This window comes from Xaviernesmea rhizosphaerae (assembly GCF_001938945.1).
GTDB lineage: Bacteria > Pseudomonadota > Alphaproteobacteria > Rhizobiales > Rhizobiaceae > Xaviernesmea > Xaviernesmea rhizosphaerae.
This window is the reverse complement of sequence record NZ_MKIO01000037.1, coordinates 169617-189745: the sequence shown is the minus strand read 5'-3', so window position 1 is coordinate 189745 and position 20129 is coordinate 169617. Positions and strand designations below refer to the sequence as shown.

Sequence of the window (20129 nt, the reverse complement as noted above, 5' to 3'; positions counted from 1 at the left end):
CGCAGGCGGAAGGCCGGCCTTCCGCCTGCGGTCGATCCGCGTCAGAGAATATAGCGCGACAGATCGGTGTTGGCCGCGAGATCGCCGACATGGCGGCGGACATAATCCGCATCGATCGCCAGCGTCTCGCCATTCTTGTCGGGCGCGGCAAAGGAAATCTCGTCGAGCACGCGCTCCATCACCGTCTGCAGCCGGCGCGCACCGATATTCTCAACGCTGGCATTGAGCTGCACGGCCACATCGGCCAGCGCATCCAGCGCGTCGTCGGTGAAGTCCAGCGTCACGCCCTCGGTCTGCAGCAGCGCCTTGTACTGGCGGATCAGGCTCGCCTCGGTTTCCGTGAGAATCCGGCGGAAGTCCTCCTTGGTGAGCGCCTTCAGCTCCACGCGGATCGGCAGGCGGCCCTGAAGCTCCGGCAGGAGATCGGAGGGCTTGGACACGTGGAAGGCGCCCGAGGCGATGAACAGGATGTGATCGGTCTTCACCGGACCGTATTTGGTGGCCACCGTCGTGCCTTCGACCAGCGGCAGGAGGTCGCGCTGCACACCTTCGCGCGAAACGCCGGCGCCCATGCCGCCATCGCGCGCGGCGATCTTGTCGATCTCGTCCAGGAAGACGATGCCGTCATTCTCGGCGGCGCGCACGGCCTCGCGGTTGATCTCGTCTGCGTCGATCAGCTTGTCGGACTCGTCGTTGATCAGCACGCCATAGCTCTCGCGCACGGTCGTCTTGACCTTCTTGGTGCGCCCACCCATGGCCTTGCCGAACATTTCCGACAGGTTGAGCACGCCGATATTGGCGCCGGGCATGCCGGGGATCTCGAAGCCGCCGGCGGGCGAGGCCGTATCGGCCACCTCGACCTCGATCTCCTTGTCATCAAGCTCGTTGTTGCGCAGCTTCTTGCGGAAGCTGTCGCGCGTGGCCGGCGAGGCGGTGGCGCCAACCAGCGCGTCAAGCACGCGCTCCTCGGCATTCTGATGCGCCTTGGCCTTGACCTCGGCGCGCTTCTTCTCGCGCACCAGGCCGATGCCGACCTCGACCAGATCGCGCACGATCTGCTCGACATCGCGGCCGACATAGCCGACCTCCGTGAACTTGGTCGCCTCCACCTTGATGAAGGGCGCGCCGGCCAGCTTGGCGAGGCGGCGCGAGATCTCGGTCTTGCCGACGCCGGTCGGCCCGATCATCAAAATGTTCTTCGGCATGACTTCATCGCGCAGCTCGTCGGAGAGTTGCTGGCGGCGCCAACGGTTGCGCAGCGCGATCGCCACGGCGCGCTTGGCGTCGTTCTGGCCGATGATGAAGCGATCGAGTTCGGACACGATCTCGCGGGGGGAAAAAGTGGTCATCGGATCTCTTTCTTCTGCCGGCCGCCTTCCCGTGTCAGGCAAAGGCTCCGGCTGGAAAGACGGCCGCGGGCAAAAGCCGGCCGTCGAAAACAAGGGAGGAGAAAGGCAGGCCGACGGGGCGAGGTCCGCCTGCCTTTCCAGGAGGGCTCACGCGGTCCCGGCAGGCCGCCCGTCAGGCGGCGTCCAACGTTTCCACGACGATATTGCCATTGGTGTAGACGCAGATGTCGCCGGCGATTTCCATGGCGCGGCGCGCCACCTCTTCCGCCGTCCTGTCGCTGTCCATCAGCGCACGGGCGGCGGCATAGGCATAATTGCCGCCGGAGCCGATGGCGATCGTGCCATGCTCGGGCTCCAGCACGTCGCCATTGCCCGTGATCGCCAGCGTGATCGACTTGTCGGCCACCAGCATCATGGCTTCGAGATTGCGCAGATATTTGTTGGTGCGCCAGTCCTTGGCCAGCTCGACGGCCGCGCGCATCAGCTGGCCGGGATATTGCTCCAGCTTGGCCTCGAGCCGCTCCAGAAGCGTGAAGGCATCGGCGGTGGCGCCTGCAAAGCCGGCGATCACCTCGCCCTTGCCCAGGCGGCGCACCTTGCGGGCATTGCCCTTCATCACGGTCTGGCCCAGGCTTACCTGGCCGTCGCCCGCCATGACCACCTGACCGCCCTTGCGCACGGTAATGATGGTGGTCGCATGCATCGTTCCATAAGGATTGTGTTCGCTCATCTTCGGTCCTTGGAAGCCTGCCCTCTTGCGGCACAGGCTCGTGCGCGCCCGGCCTGCCCGCCCAGGGAAACTGGCGCTTGAGGCGTTCCGGCCGCATGATCCTGCAGGCCTATGTAAGGGGCACCAGAGCGATTGCAAAGGGGCCGGCAGGGCAGCCCTTCCACCGCACATCATCCGGGGCTTGACACTGCTTTATCTTTGCCGGCTGGCCTGATAAGGAGCGCGTAAGATTAGGGGAGACCGGAATGACGCAGGGTGGCGGCCGCACGGCCAGCGTTTCGCGCAAGACCAACGAGACTCAGGTTTCGGTGACGATCGACGTCGACGGCACTGGTACGTCGACCATCGCGACCGGCGTCGGCTTCTTCGACCATATGCTGGACCAGCTCTCGCGCCATTCCCTCATCGACATGACCATCGAGACCAAGGGCGACCTGCATGTCGACGACCATCATACGGTCGAAGACACCGGCATCGCTATCGGCCAGGCGCTGGCAAAGGCGCTGGGCGACCGGCGCGGCATCACCCGCTATGCCTCGCTCGACCTTGCCATGGACGAGACGATGACGCGCGCGGCGGTGGATGTCTCCGGCCGGCCCTTCCTCGTGTGGAACGTTGCCTTCTCCGCGCCGAAGATCGGCACCTTCGACACGGAGCTGGTGCGCGAATTCTTCCAGGCGCTGGCCCAGCATGCCGGCATCACCCTGCATATTCAGAACATCTACGGCGCCAACAACCATCATATCGCCGAAACCTGCTTCAAGGCCGTCGCGCGTGTCCTGCGCACCGCCACCGAGATCGACCCCCGCCAGGCTGGCCGCGTTCCCTCAACCAAGGGGTCTCTGGCCTGATACGGCAGACGCACTGTCTCGGCGATCGGCGGGCTCTGCGACACTGGCGGGCGTGATATCCTTCGTTCGGACCGGATGGCCCGACCCCGAAGCCCGCTTCGGCCGACAATGCTCCAGACCGAGGCGGCTGACGTTTCGGGAAACAGGCTCCAGCGAAAGGGACCCCGGAATGGTCTCCTATCTCGTTCTGATCCCGCCGGGACGGCCGGCCAGCGACCCGGGCGTGCGCTTTATCGCCGACCGTTTCCACCGGCTCGCCTTTCTCTTTCCCGGCCTCTGGCTGCTGGCGCGGCGGCAATGGCTGGCGGGTCTCGCCATTCTGGCGCTCGATCTCGCGCTTTCGGCCGCCATGGCCCTGCCGCAGGCAGCGCTTGCCGCGCTTGTGGCCGAGCTGGCGCTGCGCCTCATCGTCGCGCTGGAAGGCGGCGCCTTCGTCGCCCGGCAGCTGGAGCGTCAGGGCTACCGGCTGGCGGCGATGATCGATGCGCCCGACCTTGATACCGCCGAGGAGATTTTCTTCGCCGGCGTCGAACCGCCGCGCGATCTCCCCCTTCAGCGGCTTTCCGCCGCTTTCGCCGCCAGGCTTCCCAAGGCCGCAGGCATGACCCTGTTCGATCACTACGGAGGACGATGATGCGGGTTGCGATCATCGATTACGGTTCCGGAAACCTGCGCTCGGCCACCAAGGCCTTCGAGCGCGCCGCGCGGGAAAGCGGTCTCGATCATGCCGAGATCGACCTGACCAACGATGCCGCGCGCGTCGCTTCGGCCGATCGCATCGTGCTGCCGGGTGTGGGCGCCTATGCCGATTGCCGCGCGGGGCTGGACGGCCTTCCGGGCATGCGCGAGGCGCTTATCGAGGCGGTGGAGAAGCAGGCAAAGCCCTTTCTCGGCATCTGCGTCGGCATGCAGCTGATGGCCTCGCGCGGGCTGGAAAAGAGCGTGACATCAGGCTTCGGCTGGGTGAAGGGCGATGTCGTGAAGATGGAGCCGAAAGATGCCGCGCTGAAGGTGCCGCAGATCGGCTGGAACACGCTGACGCTTGCCCGGCCCCACCCGCTCTTTGCCGGCATCGAAACGGGGCCGGATGGCCTGCATGCCTATTTCGTCCACTCCTACCATCTGGCGGCCGAGCTGCCGGAGGACGTGGTCGCCACCAGCGATTATGGCGGCGCCGTCACGGCCTTCGTCGCCCATGAGAACAAGGCTGGCGCCCAGTTCCACCCGGAAAAGAGCCAGAAGCTCGGCCTCGCCCTTCTTTCCAACTTCCTGACCTGGAAGCCCTGATCATGATCCTCTTTCCCGCCATCGATCTCAAAGACGGCCAGTGCGTGCGCCTGAAGCTCGGCGACATGAACCAGGCGACGATCTACAATCCTGACCCGGCCGACCAGGCCCGCGCCTTCGAGGCGCAGGGCTTTGAATGGCTGCATGTGGTGGATCTCGACGGCGCCTTTGCCGGCGAGTCCAAGAACGGCGCCGCGGTCGAAGCGATCCTGGCCGCCACGCGCAACCCGGTGCAGCTGGGCGGCGGCATCCGCACGCTGGCGCAGATCGAAGCCTGGCTCGCCAAGGGGCTGGCGCGCGTGATCCTCGGCACGGTGGCGGTGCGCGATCCCGCGCTGGTGATCGAGGCCTGCCGCCGGTTTCCAGGCCAGGTGGCCGTTGGCATCGATGCCAAGGGCGGCCGCGTGGCGGTGGAAGGCTGGGCGGAGGCCTCCGAGCTCGGCGTGATCGAACTCGCCCGCCGCTTCGAGGGCGTCGGCGCCTCGGCCATCATCTATACCGACATCGACCGCGACGGCATTCTGGCCGGCATCAACTGGGCCTCGACCCTCGCGCTGGCCGAAGCCGTGTCCATCCCGGTCATCGCCTCCGGCGGCTTGGCCTCGCTCGACGATATCCGCCGGCTGGCCGAACCGGACGCCATGAGGCTCGAAGGCGCCATTTCCGGCCGCGCGCTCTATGACGGGCGGATCGACCCGGCGGAGGCGCTGGCGATCCTCAAGGCTGCGAAGGGAGAGGCAGCATGACCCTCAAGGCCCGCGTCATTCCCTGCCTCGACGTCAAGGACGGCCGTGTCGTCAAGGGTGTGAGCTTTGTCAATCTCGTGGACGCCGGCGATCCGGTCGATGCCGCCCGCGCCTATGACGCCGCCGGCGCCGACGAGCTCTGCTTTCTCGACATCACCGCTTCGTCCGACGGGCGCGAGACGATCTTCGACGTCGTCGCCCGCACGGCCGAGCAATGCTTCATGCCGCTGACGGTGGGCGGCGGCGTGCGCGCCATTGCCGATATCCGCAAATTGCTGCTGGCCGGCGCCGACAAGGTGTCGATCAACTCCGCTGCCGTGCGCGATCCGGATTTCGTGGCGCAGGCCGCCGACAAGTTCGGCGACCAGTGCATCGTCGTCTCGCTCGACTGCAAGCAGACCGCGCCGGAGAAATGGGAGATCTTCACCCATGGCGGGCGCAATGCCACGGGGATCGACGCGCTCGACTTTGCGCAAGCCATGGTAAAGCGCGGCGCCGGTGAGCTGCTCGTGACCTCCATGGATCGCGACGGCGGCAAGATCGGCTATGACATCGCGCTGACCCGCGCGATCGCCGACCGCGTCCCCGTGCCGGTGATCGCCTCGGGCGGCGTCGGCACGCTCGACCATATGGTCGAGGGCGTAAAGGACGGCCGCGCCAATGCGGTGCTTGCCGCCTCGATCTTCCATTTCGGCACCCATACGATCGAGGAGGCCAAGCGCCATATGGCAGCCCACGGCATTCCCGTCCGGCTGGATTGACGGCGCTCCCCTCGCGAGTCCGGCCAGTTCGAGAGGGGTTTTTCAAGAAATGACGGGCAGACTGCCCTGGTGTCGCGCCGTTTGCGCAAAGGGGGCAGCGGCTGACGACAGAGGAGCGGGTGAGGCTGCGTGCTTTGCCTGACAAGCCGCCAGCGGGCATCCACAGGCCCGCGGCCTGCAGCTCAAGGAGAGGACCACCGATGAGCCAATTCACCTTGTCCGATCTTGAGGCGATCGTCGCCGAGCGCGCGCAGGCCTCGCCATCGGAATCCTGGACCGCCAAGCTCGTGTCGCAGGGGCAGCCGCGCGCCGCCAAGAAGCTGGGCGAGGAGGCGGTGGAGGCCGTCATCGCCGCCATTGGCGGCGACCGGCAGGAAATGATCGCAGAAAGCGCGGATCTGCTCTATCATCTTTTGGTCGTCTTGAAGCTTGCAGGAATTCCGTTGCAGGATGTGATGAGCGAACTGGCGCGGCGCACGGGCCAGTCGGGACTGGCGGAGAAGGCAGGACGGCCGGCGCAATGACCATTATCGCCAAGGACATCGCCGGCAGCAGCCACGCCCAGCCGGAGGTGAGCGCGCCCGCCGATGATCATCTCGACCGCAACGGCTATTCGCCCTATCACTTCTTCAGCGCCGAGGAATGGTCACGCTTCCGTGCGGACACGCCGCTGACGCTGAAGGCGGACGAGGTCAAGCGCCTGCGCTCGCTGAACGACCCGATCGATCTGGAAGAAGTGCGCCGCATCTATCTGTCGCTATCGCGGCTGCTTTCCGCCCATGTCGAAAGCTCGCAGCTCCTGTTCAAGCAGCGCAAGCGCTTCCTCAGCATGTCCGGCGAGAGGAAAACGCCCTTCGTCATCGGCATTGCCGGATCGGTGGCCGTCGGCAAATCGACCACGGCGCGTATCCTGGCGGAACTTCTGAAGCGCTGGCCCTCAAGCCCGAAGGTCGATCTCGTCACCACCGACGGCTTTCTCTATCCCAATGCCGTGCTCAAGCGCGAAAACATGATGGAGCGCAAGGGCTTTCCCGAAAGCTACGACATCGGCGCGCTCCTGCGCTTTCTCTCGGCGATCAAGGCCGGCGAGCCGAATGTCGAAGCGCCGACCTATTCGCACCTGACTTATGACGTGCTGAGCGATAAGGTGCAGCTGGTCGATCGTCCCGATATCCTGATCTTCGAGGGCATCAACGTGCTTCAGTCGCGCAATCTGCCTGTCGACGGCAAGATCGTGCCGATGGTGTCGGACTTCTTCGACTTCTCGATCTATATCGATGCCGAGGAGCCGCTGATCCATAGCTGGTATGTCGATCGCTTCATGCGGCTGCGTCAGACAGCCTTCAAGGATCCAAGCTCCTTCTTCAAGCGCTATGCCGATATTTCCGAGGAGGAAGCGCTGGCCGTGGCCGAGGGGCTGTGGAGCCGGATCAACCTGATCAACCTGCGCCAGAACATCCTGCCGACCCGCCCGAGAGCCGATCTGATCCTGAAAAAGGGGCCGAATCACCTGATCGAAACCGTGGCCCTGCGCAAGCTCTGACCGGGCGGCATCGGGCCTTCAGCGCCTGGCGCCGAACCCAATGAAGCCTCAGACAGCATCCTTCGAGCGTCGGACCGAAAATCGGAAACAGGTTTTCGGAAAGATCCGATGCAAAAACGGAATTCTAGGGCATCAAACTGTCAATGATCTTCAGTCCGATTCTCTAGCCGGATTCGCTGAAACCTTCAAAACGGCGTGACCCGGCGCAGGGTCAGATTGATGCGGCCGGGCTGGCGCAGAAGCGCGGCTGTGCCCCCATAGATCCGGTCGATGCCGTGGAAGGCCAGCCGGCTTTCGCCGTCCATGAGAAGCACGTCGCCACTTCTGAGCCGGAAAGAGACCGTCGGGCCTCCGCGCTCCGTGCCGCCGATGCGAAACAGCGCCTCATCGCCCAGCGACACGGAGAGAACGGGCGCGGCAAAGGTGGCTTCGTCCTTATCCTGGTGCAGCCCCATCTTCGCTTCGGGCCCATAGACATTGACCAGACAGGCCTCCGGCGGCGGCGCGGCAGGGGCGAGAGATGTCCAGAGTTCGAGCAGGTCGGGCGGGATTGGCGGCCAGGGCAGACCCGTTTCCGGGTGGTTCGGCTGGTAGCGATAACCATGCTGCCGATCCGTCACCCAGCCGAGCGGACCGCAATTGGTCATGCGCACGGAGAGCGGCTTTCCGCTGCGCGGCATCTGCGGCCGGTAAAGCGGCGCGGCACGCACCACCGAGCGGATCTCTTCCACCAGCGCCGCCTGCGCCTGCGCATCGATATGGCAGGGGAAAAACCGCAAGCCAGGCGGCAGGCTCAGGGCCTGCCGCCGTCTGCTGTTCTGATCGTCGTCGATCATTTGCTCTCAAGCGGCGGGATGCGCAGAACCTGGCCGGGATAGATCTTGTCCGGATGGGTCAGCATCGGCTTGTTGGCCTCGAAGATCTCCTTGTTATGCGCGCCCTTGCCGGCGCCATATTGATCCTCGGCGATCTTCCACAGCGTATCGCCCTTCTTCACCGTGTAGAAGACGGGCGCGGCGGCGGTCGGTGCCGGCTGCTCCACCTTCAGCTCCGATGCCTCGACCTTGGAAACACCAAGCGTGTTGCCGACGGCGATCACTGCCTTTTCAAAGGCCGTCGTGTCCTTGACCGAGCCCTTGAGGACGACCTTGTCGCCGTCCACATCGACCTTGACGCCCTCGGTGCCGAGATCATGGGAATCGAGTTCCTTCTTCACATCCTCGGCCTTGGGTGCGGCCTCGTCCTGTCCGATGCCCAGCTTTTTGCCGGCTTCCTTGATGAAATCGAAAAGGCTCATGAGCGTCTCCCTGGTTGATCGCCTGTCCGGCCACAGCACGGCAGGCTTGTTCTCCTGATGCCGCCGCGTCACGCCAAAGAGGCAAAAGCAGCGGCTTTTCGGGAGATAGGGGCTCAAGCCGGATGGGCCAGGGCCAATTTATGCGCGGCAAGGCCGATCGGCCGGCGGTGGAGCGCGCGTCGGGATGTCGAACTCCACGCGCGCGCGGGGCGCCACGCCTGCAGCGGAACAAAACCGCCACGTGAGTCCGGACCCGGTCTCAATCCCCCTCGGGCCGGCCACGCATGCGCTTGACGTCGCTGCGCCCGCTCTTTTCCTTGAGCCGGCGTTCGACCGAGCCGCGGGTGGGGCGCGTCTTGCGGCGCGGTGGCGGCGGCGGTTCGGCGGCCTTGAGAATCAGGTCCTTCAGCCGCTCGCGCGCATCCTCGCGGTTGCGCTCCTGGCTGCGAAACCGGCTGGCCTCGATCATCAGCACGCCTTCCTTCGACAGGCGGCGGCCGGCAAGGCGGATCGCCGCCTCGCGCACGCGCTCAGGAAGCGCGGGCGACGTGGCAAGCGCATAGAAGAGCTGGACGGCGGTGGAGACCTTGTTGACGTTCTGCCCGCCCGGGCCGCCGGCCAGAACGAACTGCTCCGTCAGCTCCCAGCCGGCAATCGTGATCCGGTCGTTGATGTAAAGCGGCGCGCTCGCCATGGTCCCTGCCCGCTTCTGTCCGATATTCTTGGCCCGGCGCTCAGACGGCATAAGGCCAGCCGATCCCGTTTGCGCACGGCCTTTTGCCGAAAGCCGCCCCACATATGTCGCTCGCCTGCCCCGGAGTCAAATCCGGAGGTGAGACGACACGAGAGCATCAGACCGAAAAGAGGGGATCGGCTTTGCGATCACGACCTGCTTCAGGTCGCAAGTGCGGGAGGTTGTTGAAGAACAGCGACCCGGTCAGCGGATGGTGCTGCCTGCTGCCTCTGTGTGCTGCATGGAAAGCGCCGCATCGAAAAAGTGAAACCCGGCCGCGAGCGACCGGGTTTCACGTGAATCCAAATTGCCAGGTGCCTTATTCGGCGGCGAGCTTCAGGCCGCCCGGAGCTGCAGCGCGCACGCCACCATCGACATGGCTCTCGAACTTGGCGAAGTTGGTGACGAACATGTCGGCGAGCTTGCGGGCCTGCGCGTCATAGGCATCCGCATCGGCCCAGGTCGAGCGCGGGTCGAGAATGGCGGTGTCGACGCCATCGACGGCCACCGGCACAGCAAAGCCGAAATTCTCGTCCGCGCGGAAGGTGGCATCGGCGAGCGAGCCGTCGAGAGCTGCCGACAGAAGCGCGCGGGTGGCCTTGATCGGCATGCGACGGCCCGTGCCGTAAGCGCCGCCGGTCCAGCCGGTGTTGACCAGCCAGCAGGTCACGCCATGCTTGGAGATCAGCTCACGCAGCAGATTGCCATATTCGCTCGGATGGCGCGGCATGAACGGAGCGCCGAAGCAGGTCGAGAAGGTGGCTTCCGGCTCGGTGACGCCCTTTTCCGTGCCGGCGACCTTGGCGGTGTAGCCGGAGAGGAAGTGGTACATGGCCTGGTCGGGCGTCAGCTTGGCGATCGGGGGCATGACGCCGAAGGCATCGGCCGTCAGCATGATGATCGTCTTCGGATGGCCGGCCGTCCCGGTCTCGCTGGCATTGGGAATGAAGTCCAGCGGATAGGCGGCGCGGGTGTTCTCGGTCAGGCGGCCGTCGTCGAGATCCGGAACGCGGGCTTCGTCGAGGATGACGTTTTCCAGAACGGTGCCGAAGCGGCGCGTCGTGGAGAAGATTTCCGGCTCGGCTTCGGCCGACAGGCGGATGGTCTTGGCGTAGCAGCCGCCTTCAAAGTTGAAGATGCCATCAGCACCCCAGCCATGCTCGTCGTCGCCGATCAGCGTGCGGTTCGGATCGGCCGACAGGGTGGTCTTGCCGGTGCCGGACAGGCCGAAGAACACGGCCGAATCACCTGCCGCGCCAACATTGGCCGAGCAATGCATCGGCATGACGCCCTTGGCCGGCAGCAGATAGTTCAGCGCGGTGAAGACGGACTTCTTCATCTCGCCGCCATAGGAGGTGCCGCCGATCAGGACCAGACCCTGTTCGAGATCGCAGGCGATCACGGTTTCGGTGCGGCAGCCATGACGCTCGGGATCGGCCTTGAAGTGCGGCAGGTCGATGATCGTCAGCTTCGGCACGAAGGTCTTCAGCGTCTCTGCATCCGGGCGGATGAGGAGGTTGCGGATGAACAGCGAGTGCCAGGCGAATTCGGTGACGACGCGCGACGGCAGGGCGTTTTCGGCATCGGCGCCGCCGATCAGATCCTGAACGTACAGCGAGCGGCCGCGGGCATGGTCCAGCATGTCGAGACGCAGGCGCTCGAAATGCTCCGGCGACATCGGCTTGTTGTTGTCCCACCAGATCTTGTCTTCGGTCTTTTCATCGCGGACGACGAACTTGTCCTTGGCGGAGCGGCCGGTGTGCTGGCCGGTAACGACGCACAGCGCGCCATGCGCCGACAGCGTGCCCTCGCCGGCGCGCACAGCTTCCTCGCACAGTTCGGCGGCCGAGAGGTTGTAGCGAACCGCGGAAAGCTCGGTGAAGCCCAGCGCTTCGAGCGTCTGCTCCGGATTAAAAAGACCTGTCTGCGTCATGATCGCTTTTCCTTTCGGTTGAAGCGGCAGGGTTTTGGGATGGACGGACCATAGAAGCGGGCCCAGCGAAACGCAAGCGGTCAAAGAAATTTTCTTATTAAAATCAGTATATTAATCGATTTAATAATTTTCCTGCGATCTTTAATCGGTTGAAGCGGCAGGTGATTGAACCATTTTTTGGCAACTGCAGGAAAAACGCGCGGGCCTGCACAATTGGCGAGCGATTTCGCTTCGCCACAATTTGTTCCAGCTTTATACTAGAAGAGTCGGGCTCCGGAGAGGATAAGACCGCGCCTGGAGCCTGAAGTAGACATGATGGAGCAGCGTACCATGCAGACAATCGCACTCGTCGACGACGATCGAAACATCCTGACCTCGGTTTCGATCGCGCTCGAGGCGGAGGGCTACAAGGTCGAGACCTATACGGACGGCGCATCCGCGCTGGACGGGCTGCTGGCCCGCGCGCCGCAGCTGGCGATCTTCGACATCAAGATGCCGCGCATGGACGGAATGGAACTTCTGCGCCGCCTGAGGCAGAAGTCGGACCTGCCCGTGATCTTCCTCACCTCCAAGGACGAGGAGATCGACGAGCTGTTCGGCCTGAAGATGGGTGCGGACGATTTCATCACCAAGCCCTTCTCGCAGCGCCTGCTGGTGGAGCGGGTCAAGGCCATTCTGCGCCGCTCGGCCAACCGCGAGGCCGCCGCCGCCGGCAACAGCGCAGGGACCGCCGCGCCAAAGGCGAAGGACGACGCGCCCTCGCGCTCGCTGGAGCGCGGCCAGCTGGTGATGGACCAGGAGCGCCACACCTGCACCTGGAAGAACGAGCCGGTGACGCTGACCGTCACCGAATTCCTGATCCTGCATTCGCTCGCCCAGCGGCCCGGCGTGGTCAAGAGCCGCGACGCGCTGATGGATGCCGCCTATGACGAGCAGGTCTATGTCGACGACCGCACGATCGACAGCCACATCAAGCGGCTGCGCAAGAAGTTCAAGATGGTCGACAACGACTTCGACATGATCGAGACGCTCTATGGCGTCGGCTACCGGTTCCGCGAGACCGCGTGAGCCTACAACGACGCCAACGGCAGGACGGGGCATCGCTTTGGCGGCGCCGCGTCCGGCGCGGCGCGAAAGACGGTAAGGCAGAGTGACGGACGTCCTCCCACAGACCATGGCACGGCAGAGCGACGGCGACGACGCGGCGGAAACGCCGCGACGTCGCTTTTCCGGCTGGTCGCATCCCTTCACGCTGATCCGGCGCTTGTTCGGCAATGCGGTCTTTTCCAGCCTGACGCGACGCATCCTGTTCTTCAACCTTGTGGCGCTGGTCGTGCTCGTCGGCGGCATCATGTATCTGAACCAGTTCCGCGAGGGGCTGATCGATGCGCGGGTGGAAAGTCTGCTGACCCAGGGCGAGATCATCGCCGGCGCGATCGCCGCCTCGGCTTCAGTCGATACGAATTCGATCACAATCGATCCGCAGAAGCTCCTGGAGCTGCAGGCCGGCCAGAGCATCACGCCGGTGCCGCGCGACGAGGACCTGGAATTTCCGATCACGCAGGAGCGGGTCGCGCCGATCCTGCGCCGGCTGATTTCGCCCACCCGCACCCGCGCCCGGCTCTATGATGCCGATGCCGACCTGCTGCTCGACTCGCGCCATCTCTACACCGGCGGCCAGGTGCTGCGCTTCGATCTGCCCTCGATCACCCCGGATGAGACCAGCTTCACCGACCGGGTGAACGGCTGGTTCAACCGGCTGCTGCAGCCCGGCAATCTCTCGCTCTACAAGGAGCCCCCCGGCGGCAACGGCTCGATCTATCCCGAAGTGGTCAATGCACTGACGGGCGTGCGCGGCGCAGTGGTGCGCGTCACCGAAAAGGGCGAGCTGATTGTCTCGGTGGCCGTGCCGGTGCAGCGCTTCCGCGCCGTGCTCGGCGTGCTGCTTCTGTCCACCCAGGCCGGCGATATCGACAAGATCGTCCATGCCGAGCGCCTCGCGATCATCCGCGTCTTCGGCGTCGCGGCGCTGGTCAATGTCATCCTGTCGCTGCTCCTGTCCTCCACCATCGCCAATCCGCTGCGCCGCCTCTCGGCGGCGGCGATCCGCGTGCGCCGCGGCGGGGCGAAGGAGCGGCAGGAGATCCCCGACTTCTCCTCGCGCCAGGACGAGATCGGCAATTTGTCGATCGCGCTGCGCGACATGACCCGGGCGCTCTACGACCGGATCGACGCGATCGAGAGCTTCGCCGCCGATGTCAGCCACGAGCTGAAGAACCCGCTGACCTCGCTGCGCAGCGCGGTCGAGACCCTGCCGCTGGCGCGCAGCGAGGAGAGCAAGCAGCGGCTTCTCGACATCATCCAGCACGATGTGCGCCGGCTCGACCGGCTGATCAGCGATATTTCCGATGCCTCGCGGCTCGATGCCGAGCTCGCCCGCAGCGATGCCAGCACGGTCGATCTCGAAACGCTGCTGGCCAGCCTCGTCGACATCTCCCGCCAGATCCGCAGCAAGAAGAAGACGGTGCAGCTCAATTTCGTCGTCGACCGGAAGGATCCGCGCACCAGCTTCCTGGTCTCGGGCTACGAACTCAGGATCGGTCAGATCATCACCAACCTGATCGAGAATGCCCGCTCCTTCGTGCCGGAGGACGGCGGACGCATTCTCGTGCGGCTGACACGGCGCAAGAACCGCTGCATCGTTCAGGTGGAAGACAATGGGCCGGGCATCCAGGCCGAGGATATCGACCGGATTTTCGAGCGCTTCTACACCGACCGGCCGGAGGGCGAGGATTTCGGCCAGAATTCCGGCCTCGGCCTGTCGATCTCGCGCCAGATCGCAGAAGCACACAAAGGCACGCTGAAGGCGGACAACATGAAGGACGCCGAGGGTCGCATCACCGGCGCCCGCTTCACCCTGGCGCTGCCGGCCGAGACGAATGCGTGAGCCCGAGCGTGAACATCGGGCCGAGGCACGGCCGGTGCACGCCACGGGCATCGTGCTGGGCACGCAGGGCCTGCTCTTCGTCGGTCCGGCCGGCAGCGGCAAGACCATCCTGGCGCTGGCCACCATTGAAAGCGCCCGGCGCGCCGGGCTGTTTGCCGCGCTGATCGGCGATGACCAGGTCTTGATCGAAGCGCATGGCGATGTGATCGTCGCCCGACGGCCGCCCGTGATAGGCAGTCTTGCCGAAATTCGCGGCAGCGGCATCGTCCCCGTTCAAAGCGTGCCGGCCGCCGTGGTGGAGATCGCCGTGCGTCCCGTCGCGCTCGGCCAGGTGGCGTTCGGTCTGGAGGAGCGGATCGCGCCGCCAGACGAACGGGCGGAACTTGCGGCGGGATTGAGCCTTCCACTGATCCGCCTTCCCTATGGGGACGGCATCGATCCTCTTGTGAGGCTGAAGCCGCTGATTGCCGCAACCTTGGGACAAACCTGCGGAAAATAGCGGCGAGGATGCACCGGTCGATCACTGCGATGCGGAATTTCGCTTGCACTTCGCCTTTTCCTTGCCAAGATGGCCGCCCCGGCGGTGGACGAAATATCAGCATTGCGCTATCCGGCTGCTCTTCTCAAAGGCGGTCGTCGCGCAGGTGGAGCAAAGACATCATGATCGGACTTGTGCTTGTCACGCATGGCAAGCTGGCAGAGGAGTTTCGGCATGCGCTCGAGCATGTCGTCGGTCCGCAAAAGTCCATTGAAACGGTTTGCATCGGTCCAGAGGACGATATGGACCAGCGGCGCCAGGATATTCTGGAGGCCGTGATGGCGGCCGATGCCGGCAATGGCGTCATCATTCTGACCGATATGTTCGGCGGAACGCCCTCGAACCTCGCCATATCGGTGATGCAGAGCGGCACCGTGGAGGTGATCGCCGGCGTCAACCTGCCGATGCTGATCAAGCTGGCGGGCGTGCGCGCAGAGAGCACGATGGACAAGGCGCTGCTCGAGGCCTCGGAAGCCGGGCGGAAATATATCAATGTCGCAAGCCGCGTGCTGAGCGGAAAATAACCACAGAACGAGCCTTGATGACGCTGACCCGCGACCTTCTCATCGTCAACAAGCGCGGCCTCCATGCCCGCGCTTCCGCGAAATTCGTCCAAACCGTCGAGACCTTCAATGCCGAGGTGCATGTCTCCAAGGACGGCATGACCGTGGGCGGCCTGTCAATCATGGGGCTGATGATGCTGGCCGCCAGCACCGGCTGCACGATCCAGGTCAGCGCGACGGGCGAGGAGGCGGAAGCCGCCCTCGCCGCGCTCGAGGCCCTGGTCGCCGATCGCTTTGGCGAGGAAATGTGAACCATATAAAGACATAAAGACGTCTTTATATGTCCATTGCCCGCAGGACGGAATCCTGTTAGATCACCTGTCATGATCAGGGGAACGGCGCATGCCGCTCTCCCCCTGGCATGCCATGCCGCCTGAAGAAGGGCGGGCTGGCTTTCCGAGCCGCGCGCCCATCAGCGTGCCGCAGACAGAGTTTTCGCAGCGCCGACGGGGCCTTCGGGGCCTTGGCCGCTGCCTCAAGCTGGAGACGCCCTGACATGAGCACGACCCACGACTATCTGGTGGCCGATATCGGCCTGGCGGATTTCGGCCGCAAGGAAATCGCCATTGCCGAAACCGAAATGCCGGGCCTGATGGCCTGCCGCGAAGAATTCGGCGCGACGAAGCCGCTGAAGGGTGCGCGCATCTCCGGCTCGCTGCATATGACGATCCAGACCGCCGTTCTGATCGAGACGCTGGTGGCACTCGGCGCCGATGTGCGCTGGGCCTCGTGCAACATCTATTCCACCCAGGACCACGCCGCCGCTGCGATCGCCGCCTCGGGCGTGCCGGTCTATGCCGTCAAGGGCGAGACGCTGGAAGAGTACTGGACCTATACCGACCAGATCTTCCAGTGGGCCGATGGCGGCCTGTCCAACATGATCCTTGATGATGGCGGCGACGCCACCATGTACATCCTGCTCGGCGCCCGCGCCGAGGCCGGCGAAGACGTGCTGTCGACCCCCGGTTCGGAAGAGGAAGAGATCCTGTTCGCGCAGATCAAGAAGCGGCTTGAAGCGTCGCCGGGCTGGTTCACCAAGCAGCGCGACGCGATCCAGGGCGTGACCGAAGAGACCACGACCGGCGTTCACCGCCTCTATGAACTGTCGAAGAAGGGCCTCCTGCCCTTCCCGGCGATCAACGTCAACGACAGCGTCACCAAGTCGAAGTTCGACAACAAGTATGGCTGCAAGGAATCGCTCGTCGACGGCATCCGCCGCGGCACCGACGTGATGATGGCCGGCAAGGTCGCCGTCGTCTGCGGCTATGGCGACGTCGGCAAGGGTTCGGCCGCCTCGCTGCAGGGCGCCGGCGCCCGCGTCAAGGTCACCGAAATCGATCCGATCTGCGCGCTGCAGGCCGCCATGGACGGCTTCGAGGTGGTTCAGCTGGAAGACGTCGTCTCCTCGGCCGACATCTTCATCACCACCACGGGCAACCGCGACGTCATCCGCCTGGAGCATATGCGCCAGATGAAGGACATGGCGATCGTCGGCAATATCGGCCACTTCGACAACGAGATCCAGGTCGCATCGCTGCGCAACCTGAAGTGGACCAATATCAAGCCGCAGGTCGACATGGTCGAGTTCCCCGGCGGCAACCGGATGATCCTGCTCTCGCAGGGCCGCCTGCTGAACCTCGGCAATGCCACGGGCCATCCGTCCTTCGTCATGTCGGCCTCCTTCACCAACCAGGTGCTCGGCCAGATCGAACTGTTCACCAAGCCCGGCGAATACAAGAACGACGTCTATGTTCTGCCGAAGCATCTCGATGAAAAGGTCGCCCGCCTGCATCTGGCCAAGCTCGGCGCCAAGCTGACCGAGCTGCGCCCCGAACAGGCCGACTATATCGGCGTGTCGGCGCAGGGCCCGTTCAAGGCCGAGCATTACCGCTACTGATCTTGACGCCAGCGATGGCGAAAGCCTGAGCGCTTTCAGCGACTTGACCCATGAAGGCCGTGCAGCGGAGACGCTGCGCGGCCTTTTTCGTTGCCCGCCGGCACGCAAGCAGAGGCGCACTCCGCAGGGTCGGCGCAAGCCCCGGCGCCTAAGCAAGGGGATGCAATGCTTCGCTCCCGCCATGCTCTCGGCACAGAGGGCAGGCAGGCTTCCGGCGATCGGGCCGGAGCCGACAGGGGCGGATCTGACCGGGGACGGTTGCGCCATGATGGCGGCATGTCCCGGCATGACAGCCATTGCGATGCGCGCCGCATCCATGTCCGCTCCCTCCGAAGGGCGGCATGAGGCTTTGCGGCGTCTTTCTTTGGATTGGGCGGTTCACGCTCCGTTGGCGGACGGGGCGTGGAGATGCCGTAAGCACCATGCGGCGGCAGCGCGCCTCGAGCGGGCGGCCCGGCAGATGGAACAGGCAGGCGGATGACACGAGACGAGATCTCCAGGAGACCGGGCCGCAGGACGGCCTTGCTGGCGCGGCTTTGGGCCGGCGCCTGCTTCGCGGCCAGCGGCGGACACGCCCTTGCCGCCGATGGCTTCAGTGGCGGACTGTTTCATTCGAGCGAAGTGATCTCGCTGGCGCTTCTGGCCGGCGCCGGCGCGGCCGCCACCATTTCCATGGTCTGGCTCAGCCGCCAGCGCGCCCGCAGCGAGGCGGAAAACCGCGACCTGACGGCAATGATCGCCGACGCCAACCAGCGCGTGGCCCGGCTGCAGGCGCTGCTGTCGGAGAAGGATCGCCGCATCGTCGTCTGGGAAAGCCCGCGCGAACGGCCGGAATTCTTAGGCCAGCTGCCGGCCGAGACCGGCGCCCCGGCCGACGACCGCGACTTTCTCGCCTTCGGGCGCTGGATCAAGGCGCATTCGGCCGCAGCGCTCGATCACGCGATCGAGGCCTTGCGCTCGCGCGCCGAGAGCTTCGACCTGATCGTCGACACGCTGCGCGGCGAAATCGTCGAGGTGCAGGGCCGCGTCTCCGGCGGGCGCGCCTTCGTGCGCTTCGTTGCCCTGTCGAACCTGAGAGCGGAACTGGCCGAGGCCCGGCTGGAGCGCGACCGGCTGCGCACGGCGCTGCAGGGTCTGCATGCCCTTCTCGACGCCACCGATCTGCCGGTCTGGCAGCGCGGCACCGACGGCAAGCTTAGCTGGGTCAACGAGGCCTATCGCAGCGCGGTCGAGGCGCGCACCTCGGCCGAGGCGATTGCCGAGGGCCGCGAATTCCTGCCGACGCTGACGCGCGAGAAGATCCGCGCCGGCGCCACCTATGACGTGCCCTTCCGCGACACGCTGTCGGCCGTGGTCCATGGCAATCGCCGGGTGTTCGAGGTGATCGACGCCAAGACGACGCAGGGCTCCGCCGGCCTCGCCATCGATGTCTCCTCGATCGAAAGCGTGCGCGAGGAACTGGCGCGCACGCTCAAGAGCCATGCCGAGACGCTCGACCAGCTGACCACGCCGGTCGCCATCTTCGACGGGGCGCAGCGGCTGGAATTCTACAACCAGGCCTTCCAGCGCCTGTGGGATCTCGACACGGCGACGCTGATGCGCAAGCCGGACAATGGCGAGATCCTCGACCGGCTGCGCGAGCGCGGCAAGCTGCCCGAACAGCTCAACTGGCGCCAGTGGAAGGAGAACGCCCTCTCCGTCTACCAGGCGATCGACACCCAGACCGACCTCTGGCACCTGCCCAACGGCCAGACCTTGCGCGTGGTGGCCACGGCAAGGCCGCAGGGCGGCGCCACCTGGGTGTTCGAGAACCTGACCGAGCGCGTCGATCTGGAAACCCGCTACAACACGCTGGTCCATGTCCAGGGCGAGACCATCGACCATCTGGCCGAGGGCGTCTCGGTCTTCGGGCCGGATGGCCGCATCCGCCTGTCGAACCCTGCCTTCCGCGCGCTCTGGGGCGTGACGGAGACGCAGGTACAGCCCGGCACGCACATCAAGGCGATCGAGCAGGCCTGCGCCGCCTCCTATGACATGGCCGATGGATGGAAGCGCTTCGCCCAGCTGATCACCAGCTTCGACGATGAGCGCCCGTCCTATCGCGGCATTCTGGAGTTGCGCACCGGGCTGATCCTCGACTTCGCCGTCATCCCCCTGCCCAATGCCCAGACCATGCTGACCTTCGTCAACATCACCGACAGCGTGCGCGTGGAGCGCGCGCTGAAGGAGAAGAACGAGGCGCTGCAGATGGCGGATGCGCTGAAGAACGACTTCGTCCAGCACGTCTCCTACGAGCTGCGCTCGCCGCTGACCAACATCATCGGCTTCGCCGACCTCCTGAAGACCCCGGCTTTCGGCACGCTGACGCCGCGCCAGGCCGAATATGTCGATCACATCGCCACCTCCTCCTCGCTGCTTCTGACCATCGTCAACGATATTCTCGACCTCGCCACCGTCGATGCCGGCATTGTCGAGCTGGATCTCTCCGAGATCGATCTCGGCGAGTTTCTCGACGAGGTGGCGCTGCACATGGCCGACCGGCTGCAGGAAAGCGGCGTGTCGCTGACCATCGAGGCGCCGGAGACGCTCGGCCGCTTCGTCGCCGATCACCAGCGGCTGAAGCAGATCTTCATCAAGCTGATCGCCAATGCCGCCAAGGTGGCGCCGGAGGGCAGCACCATCGCTCTGGCCTGCCGGCGCGAGGGCACGGATTTCGTCTTCTCGGTCAAGGACAAGGGGCCGGGCATTCCGCCCGAGGTCATCGCCAGCGTGTTCAACCGCTTCGAGAGCCATGGCAGCCATGGCGGCGCGGGGCTGGGCCTGTCGATCGTCGAGAGCTTCGTCACGCTCCATCGCGGCAGCGTCGCCATACGCTCCGGCGAGGCCGAGGGCACCGAAGTGACCTGCCGGCTCCCGGCGGGCGAACTGCGCCAGATCGCGGCGGAGTAAGCACC

Annotated in this window: 20 protein-coding genes; 14 read left to right on the top strand and 6 right to left on the bottom strand. The window is 65.0% G+C overall.

Annotated elements, in window-relative coordinates; genetic code table 11:
- Nucleotides 1-41: 41 nt before the first annotated feature.
- Together hslU and hslV are read right to left on the bottom strand one after the other, a co-directional pair.
- Nucleotides 42-1349, bottom strand: a complete 1308-nt coding sequence (gene hslU / locus BJF92_RS17350) for an ATP-dependent protease ATPase subunit HslU (protein ID WP_075636003.1) — start codon at nt 1347-1349, stop codon at nt 42-44.
- Nucleotides 1350-1521: 172 nt separating this feature from the next.
- A complete protein-coding gene (gene hslV, locus BJF92_RS17345; protein ID WP_075636002.1) occupies nt 1522-2079 on the bottom strand; it encodes an ATP-dependent protease subunit HslV in 558 nt (185 codons plus the stop codon).
- A gap of 245 nt (nt 2080-2324) precedes the next feature.
- Between hslV and hisB the strand changes: the two genes are divergently transcribed.
- The 7 genes from hisB (at nt 2325) to coaA (ending at nt 7267) form a co-directional block, all read left to right on the top strand.
- Nucleotides 2325-2930: an imidazoleglycerol-phosphate dehydratase HisB gene (gene hisB / locus BJF92_RS17340; protein ID WP_075636001.1), complete on the top strand. Its 606-nt coding sequence runs from the start codon at nt 2325-2327 to the stop codon at nt 2928-2930.
- Between the two features lie 169 nt (nt 2931-3099).
- A complete protein-coding gene (locus BJF92_RS17335; RefSeq protein ID WP_075636000.1) occupies nt 3100-3564 on the top strand; it encodes a DUF2628 domain-containing protein in 465 nt (154 codons plus the stop codon).
- Entirely contained in the window at nt 3564-4217 is a 654-nt protein-coding gene (hisH, locus tag BJF92_RS17330) for an imidazole glycerol phosphate synthase subunit HisH (protein ID WP_075635999.1), read from the top strand. Before BJF92_RS17335 ends, hisH begins: the two co-directional genes overlap by 1 nt.
- A gap of 2 nt (nt 4218-4219) precedes the next feature.
- Complete coding sequence (hisA, locus tag BJF92_RS17325; RefSeq protein ID WP_075635998.1) at nt 4220-4963, top strand: 1-(5-phosphoribosyl)-5-[(5-phosphoribosylamino)methylideneamino]imidazole-4-carboxamide isomerase; 744 nt, start codon at nt 4220-4222, stop codon at nt 4961-4963.
- A complete protein-coding gene (hisF, locus tag BJF92_RS17320; protein WP_075635997.1) occupies nt 4960-5724 on the top strand; it encodes an imidazole glycerol phosphate synthase subunit HisF in 765 nt (254 codons plus the stop codon). The genes hisA and hisF overlap by 4 nt, the downstream gene beginning before the upstream one ends.
- Before the next feature lie 200 nt (nt 5725-5924).
- Nucleotides 5925-6248, top strand: coding sequence for a phosphoribosyl-ATP diphosphatase (locus BJF92_RS17315; RefSeq protein ID WP_075635996.1), 324 nt, complete (start codon nt 5925-5927; stop codon nt 6246-6248).
- Nucleotides 6245-7267 (top strand): type I pantothenate kinase, encoded by a 1023-nt coding sequence (coaA, locus tag BJF92_RS17310; RefSeq protein ID WP_075635995.1) that lies wholly within the window; start codon nt 6245-6247, stop codon nt 7265-7267. The genes BJF92_RS17315 and coaA overlap by 4 nt, the downstream gene beginning before the upstream one ends.
- A gap of 185 nt (nt 7268-7452) precedes the next feature.
- On the opposite strand, the gene BJF92_RS17305 is transcribed toward coaA, so the two are convergent.
- The 4 genes from BJF92_RS17305 to BJF92_RS17290 all read right to left on the bottom strand — a co-directional run bounded on the left by BJF92_RS17305 (nt 7453) and on the right by BJF92_RS17290 (nt 11230).
- Nucleotides 7453-8103 (bottom strand): alpha-ketoglutarate-dependent dioxygenase AlkB family protein, encoded by a 651-nt coding sequence (locus BJF92_RS17305; protein ID WP_075635994.1) that lies wholly within the window; start codon nt 8101-8103, stop codon nt 7453-7455.
- Complete coding sequence (lysM, locus tag BJF92_RS17300) at nt 8100-8564, bottom strand: peptidoglycan-binding protein LysM (RefSeq protein WP_075635993.1); 465 nt, start codon at nt 8562-8564, stop codon at nt 8100-8102. The genes BJF92_RS17305 and lysM overlap by 4 nt, the downstream gene beginning before the upstream one ends.
- 259 nt (nt 8565-8823) lie before the next feature.
- On the bottom strand, nt 8824-9258 hold the full coding sequence (gene arfB, locus BJF92_RS17295) for an alternative ribosome rescue aminoacyl-tRNA hydrolase ArfB (protein WP_075636027.1): 435 nt from the start codon (nt 9256-9258) through the stop codon (nt 8824-8826).
- A gap of 358 nt (nt 9259-9616) precedes the next feature.
- Nucleotides 9617-11230 (bottom strand): phosphoenolpyruvate carboxykinase, encoded by a 1614-nt coding sequence (locus BJF92_RS17290; protein WP_075635992.1) that lies wholly within the window; start codon nt 11228-11230, stop codon nt 9617-9619.
- A 330-nt stretch (nt 11231-11560) separates the two neighbouring features.
- On the opposite strand from BJF92_RS17290, the gene BJF92_RS17285 reads away from it, so the two are divergent.
- From BJF92_RS17285 to BJF92_RS17250, 7 genes are all read left to right on the top strand, one after another.
- Nucleotides 11561-12298, top strand: a complete 738-nt coding sequence (locus BJF92_RS17285; RefSeq protein ID WP_139790590.1) for a response regulator transcription factor — start codon at nt 11561-11563, stop codon at nt 12296-12298.
- Nucleotides 12299-12404: 106 nt separating this feature from the next.
- Nucleotides 12405-14177 (top strand): sensor histidine kinase, encoded by a 1773-nt coding sequence (locus BJF92_RS17280; protein ID WP_139790594.1) that lies wholly within the window; start codon nt 12405-12407, stop codon nt 14175-14177.
- Entirely contained in the window at nt 14170-14676 is a 507-nt protein-coding gene (locus BJF92_RS17275; protein ID WP_075635989.1) for an HPr kinase/phosphorylase, read from the top strand. Before BJF92_RS17280 ends, BJF92_RS17275 begins: the two co-directional genes overlap by 8 nt.
- Before the next feature lie 161 nt (nt 14677-14837).
- Nucleotides 14838-15239: a PTS sugar transporter subunit IIA gene (locus BJF92_RS17270; protein WP_075635988.1), complete on the top strand. Its 402-nt coding sequence runs from the start codon at nt 14838-14840 to the stop codon at nt 15237-15239.
- Between the two features lie 17 nt (nt 15240-15256).
- Nucleotides 15257-15529 (top strand): HPr family phosphocarrier protein, encoded by a 273-nt coding sequence (locus BJF92_RS17265; protein WP_078058198.1) that lies wholly within the window; start codon nt 15257-15259, stop codon nt 15527-15529.
- 245 nt (nt 15530-15774) lie between these two features.
- Nucleotides 15775-17175 carry an adenosylhomocysteinase gene (ahcY, locus tag BJF92_RS17260; RefSeq protein ID WP_075635986.1) on the top strand — a complete coding sequence of 467 codons (1401 nt, stop codon included), beginning with the start codon at nt 15775-15777 and terminating at the stop codon, nt 17173-17175.
- A 477-nt stretch (nt 17176-17652) separates the two neighbouring features.
- Nucleotides 17653-20124, top strand: coding sequence for a sensor histidine kinase (locus BJF92_RS17250; RefSeq protein WP_075635984.1), 2472 nt, complete (start codon nt 17653-17655; stop codon nt 20122-20124).
- Nucleotides 20125-20129 lie beyond the last annotated feature (5 nt).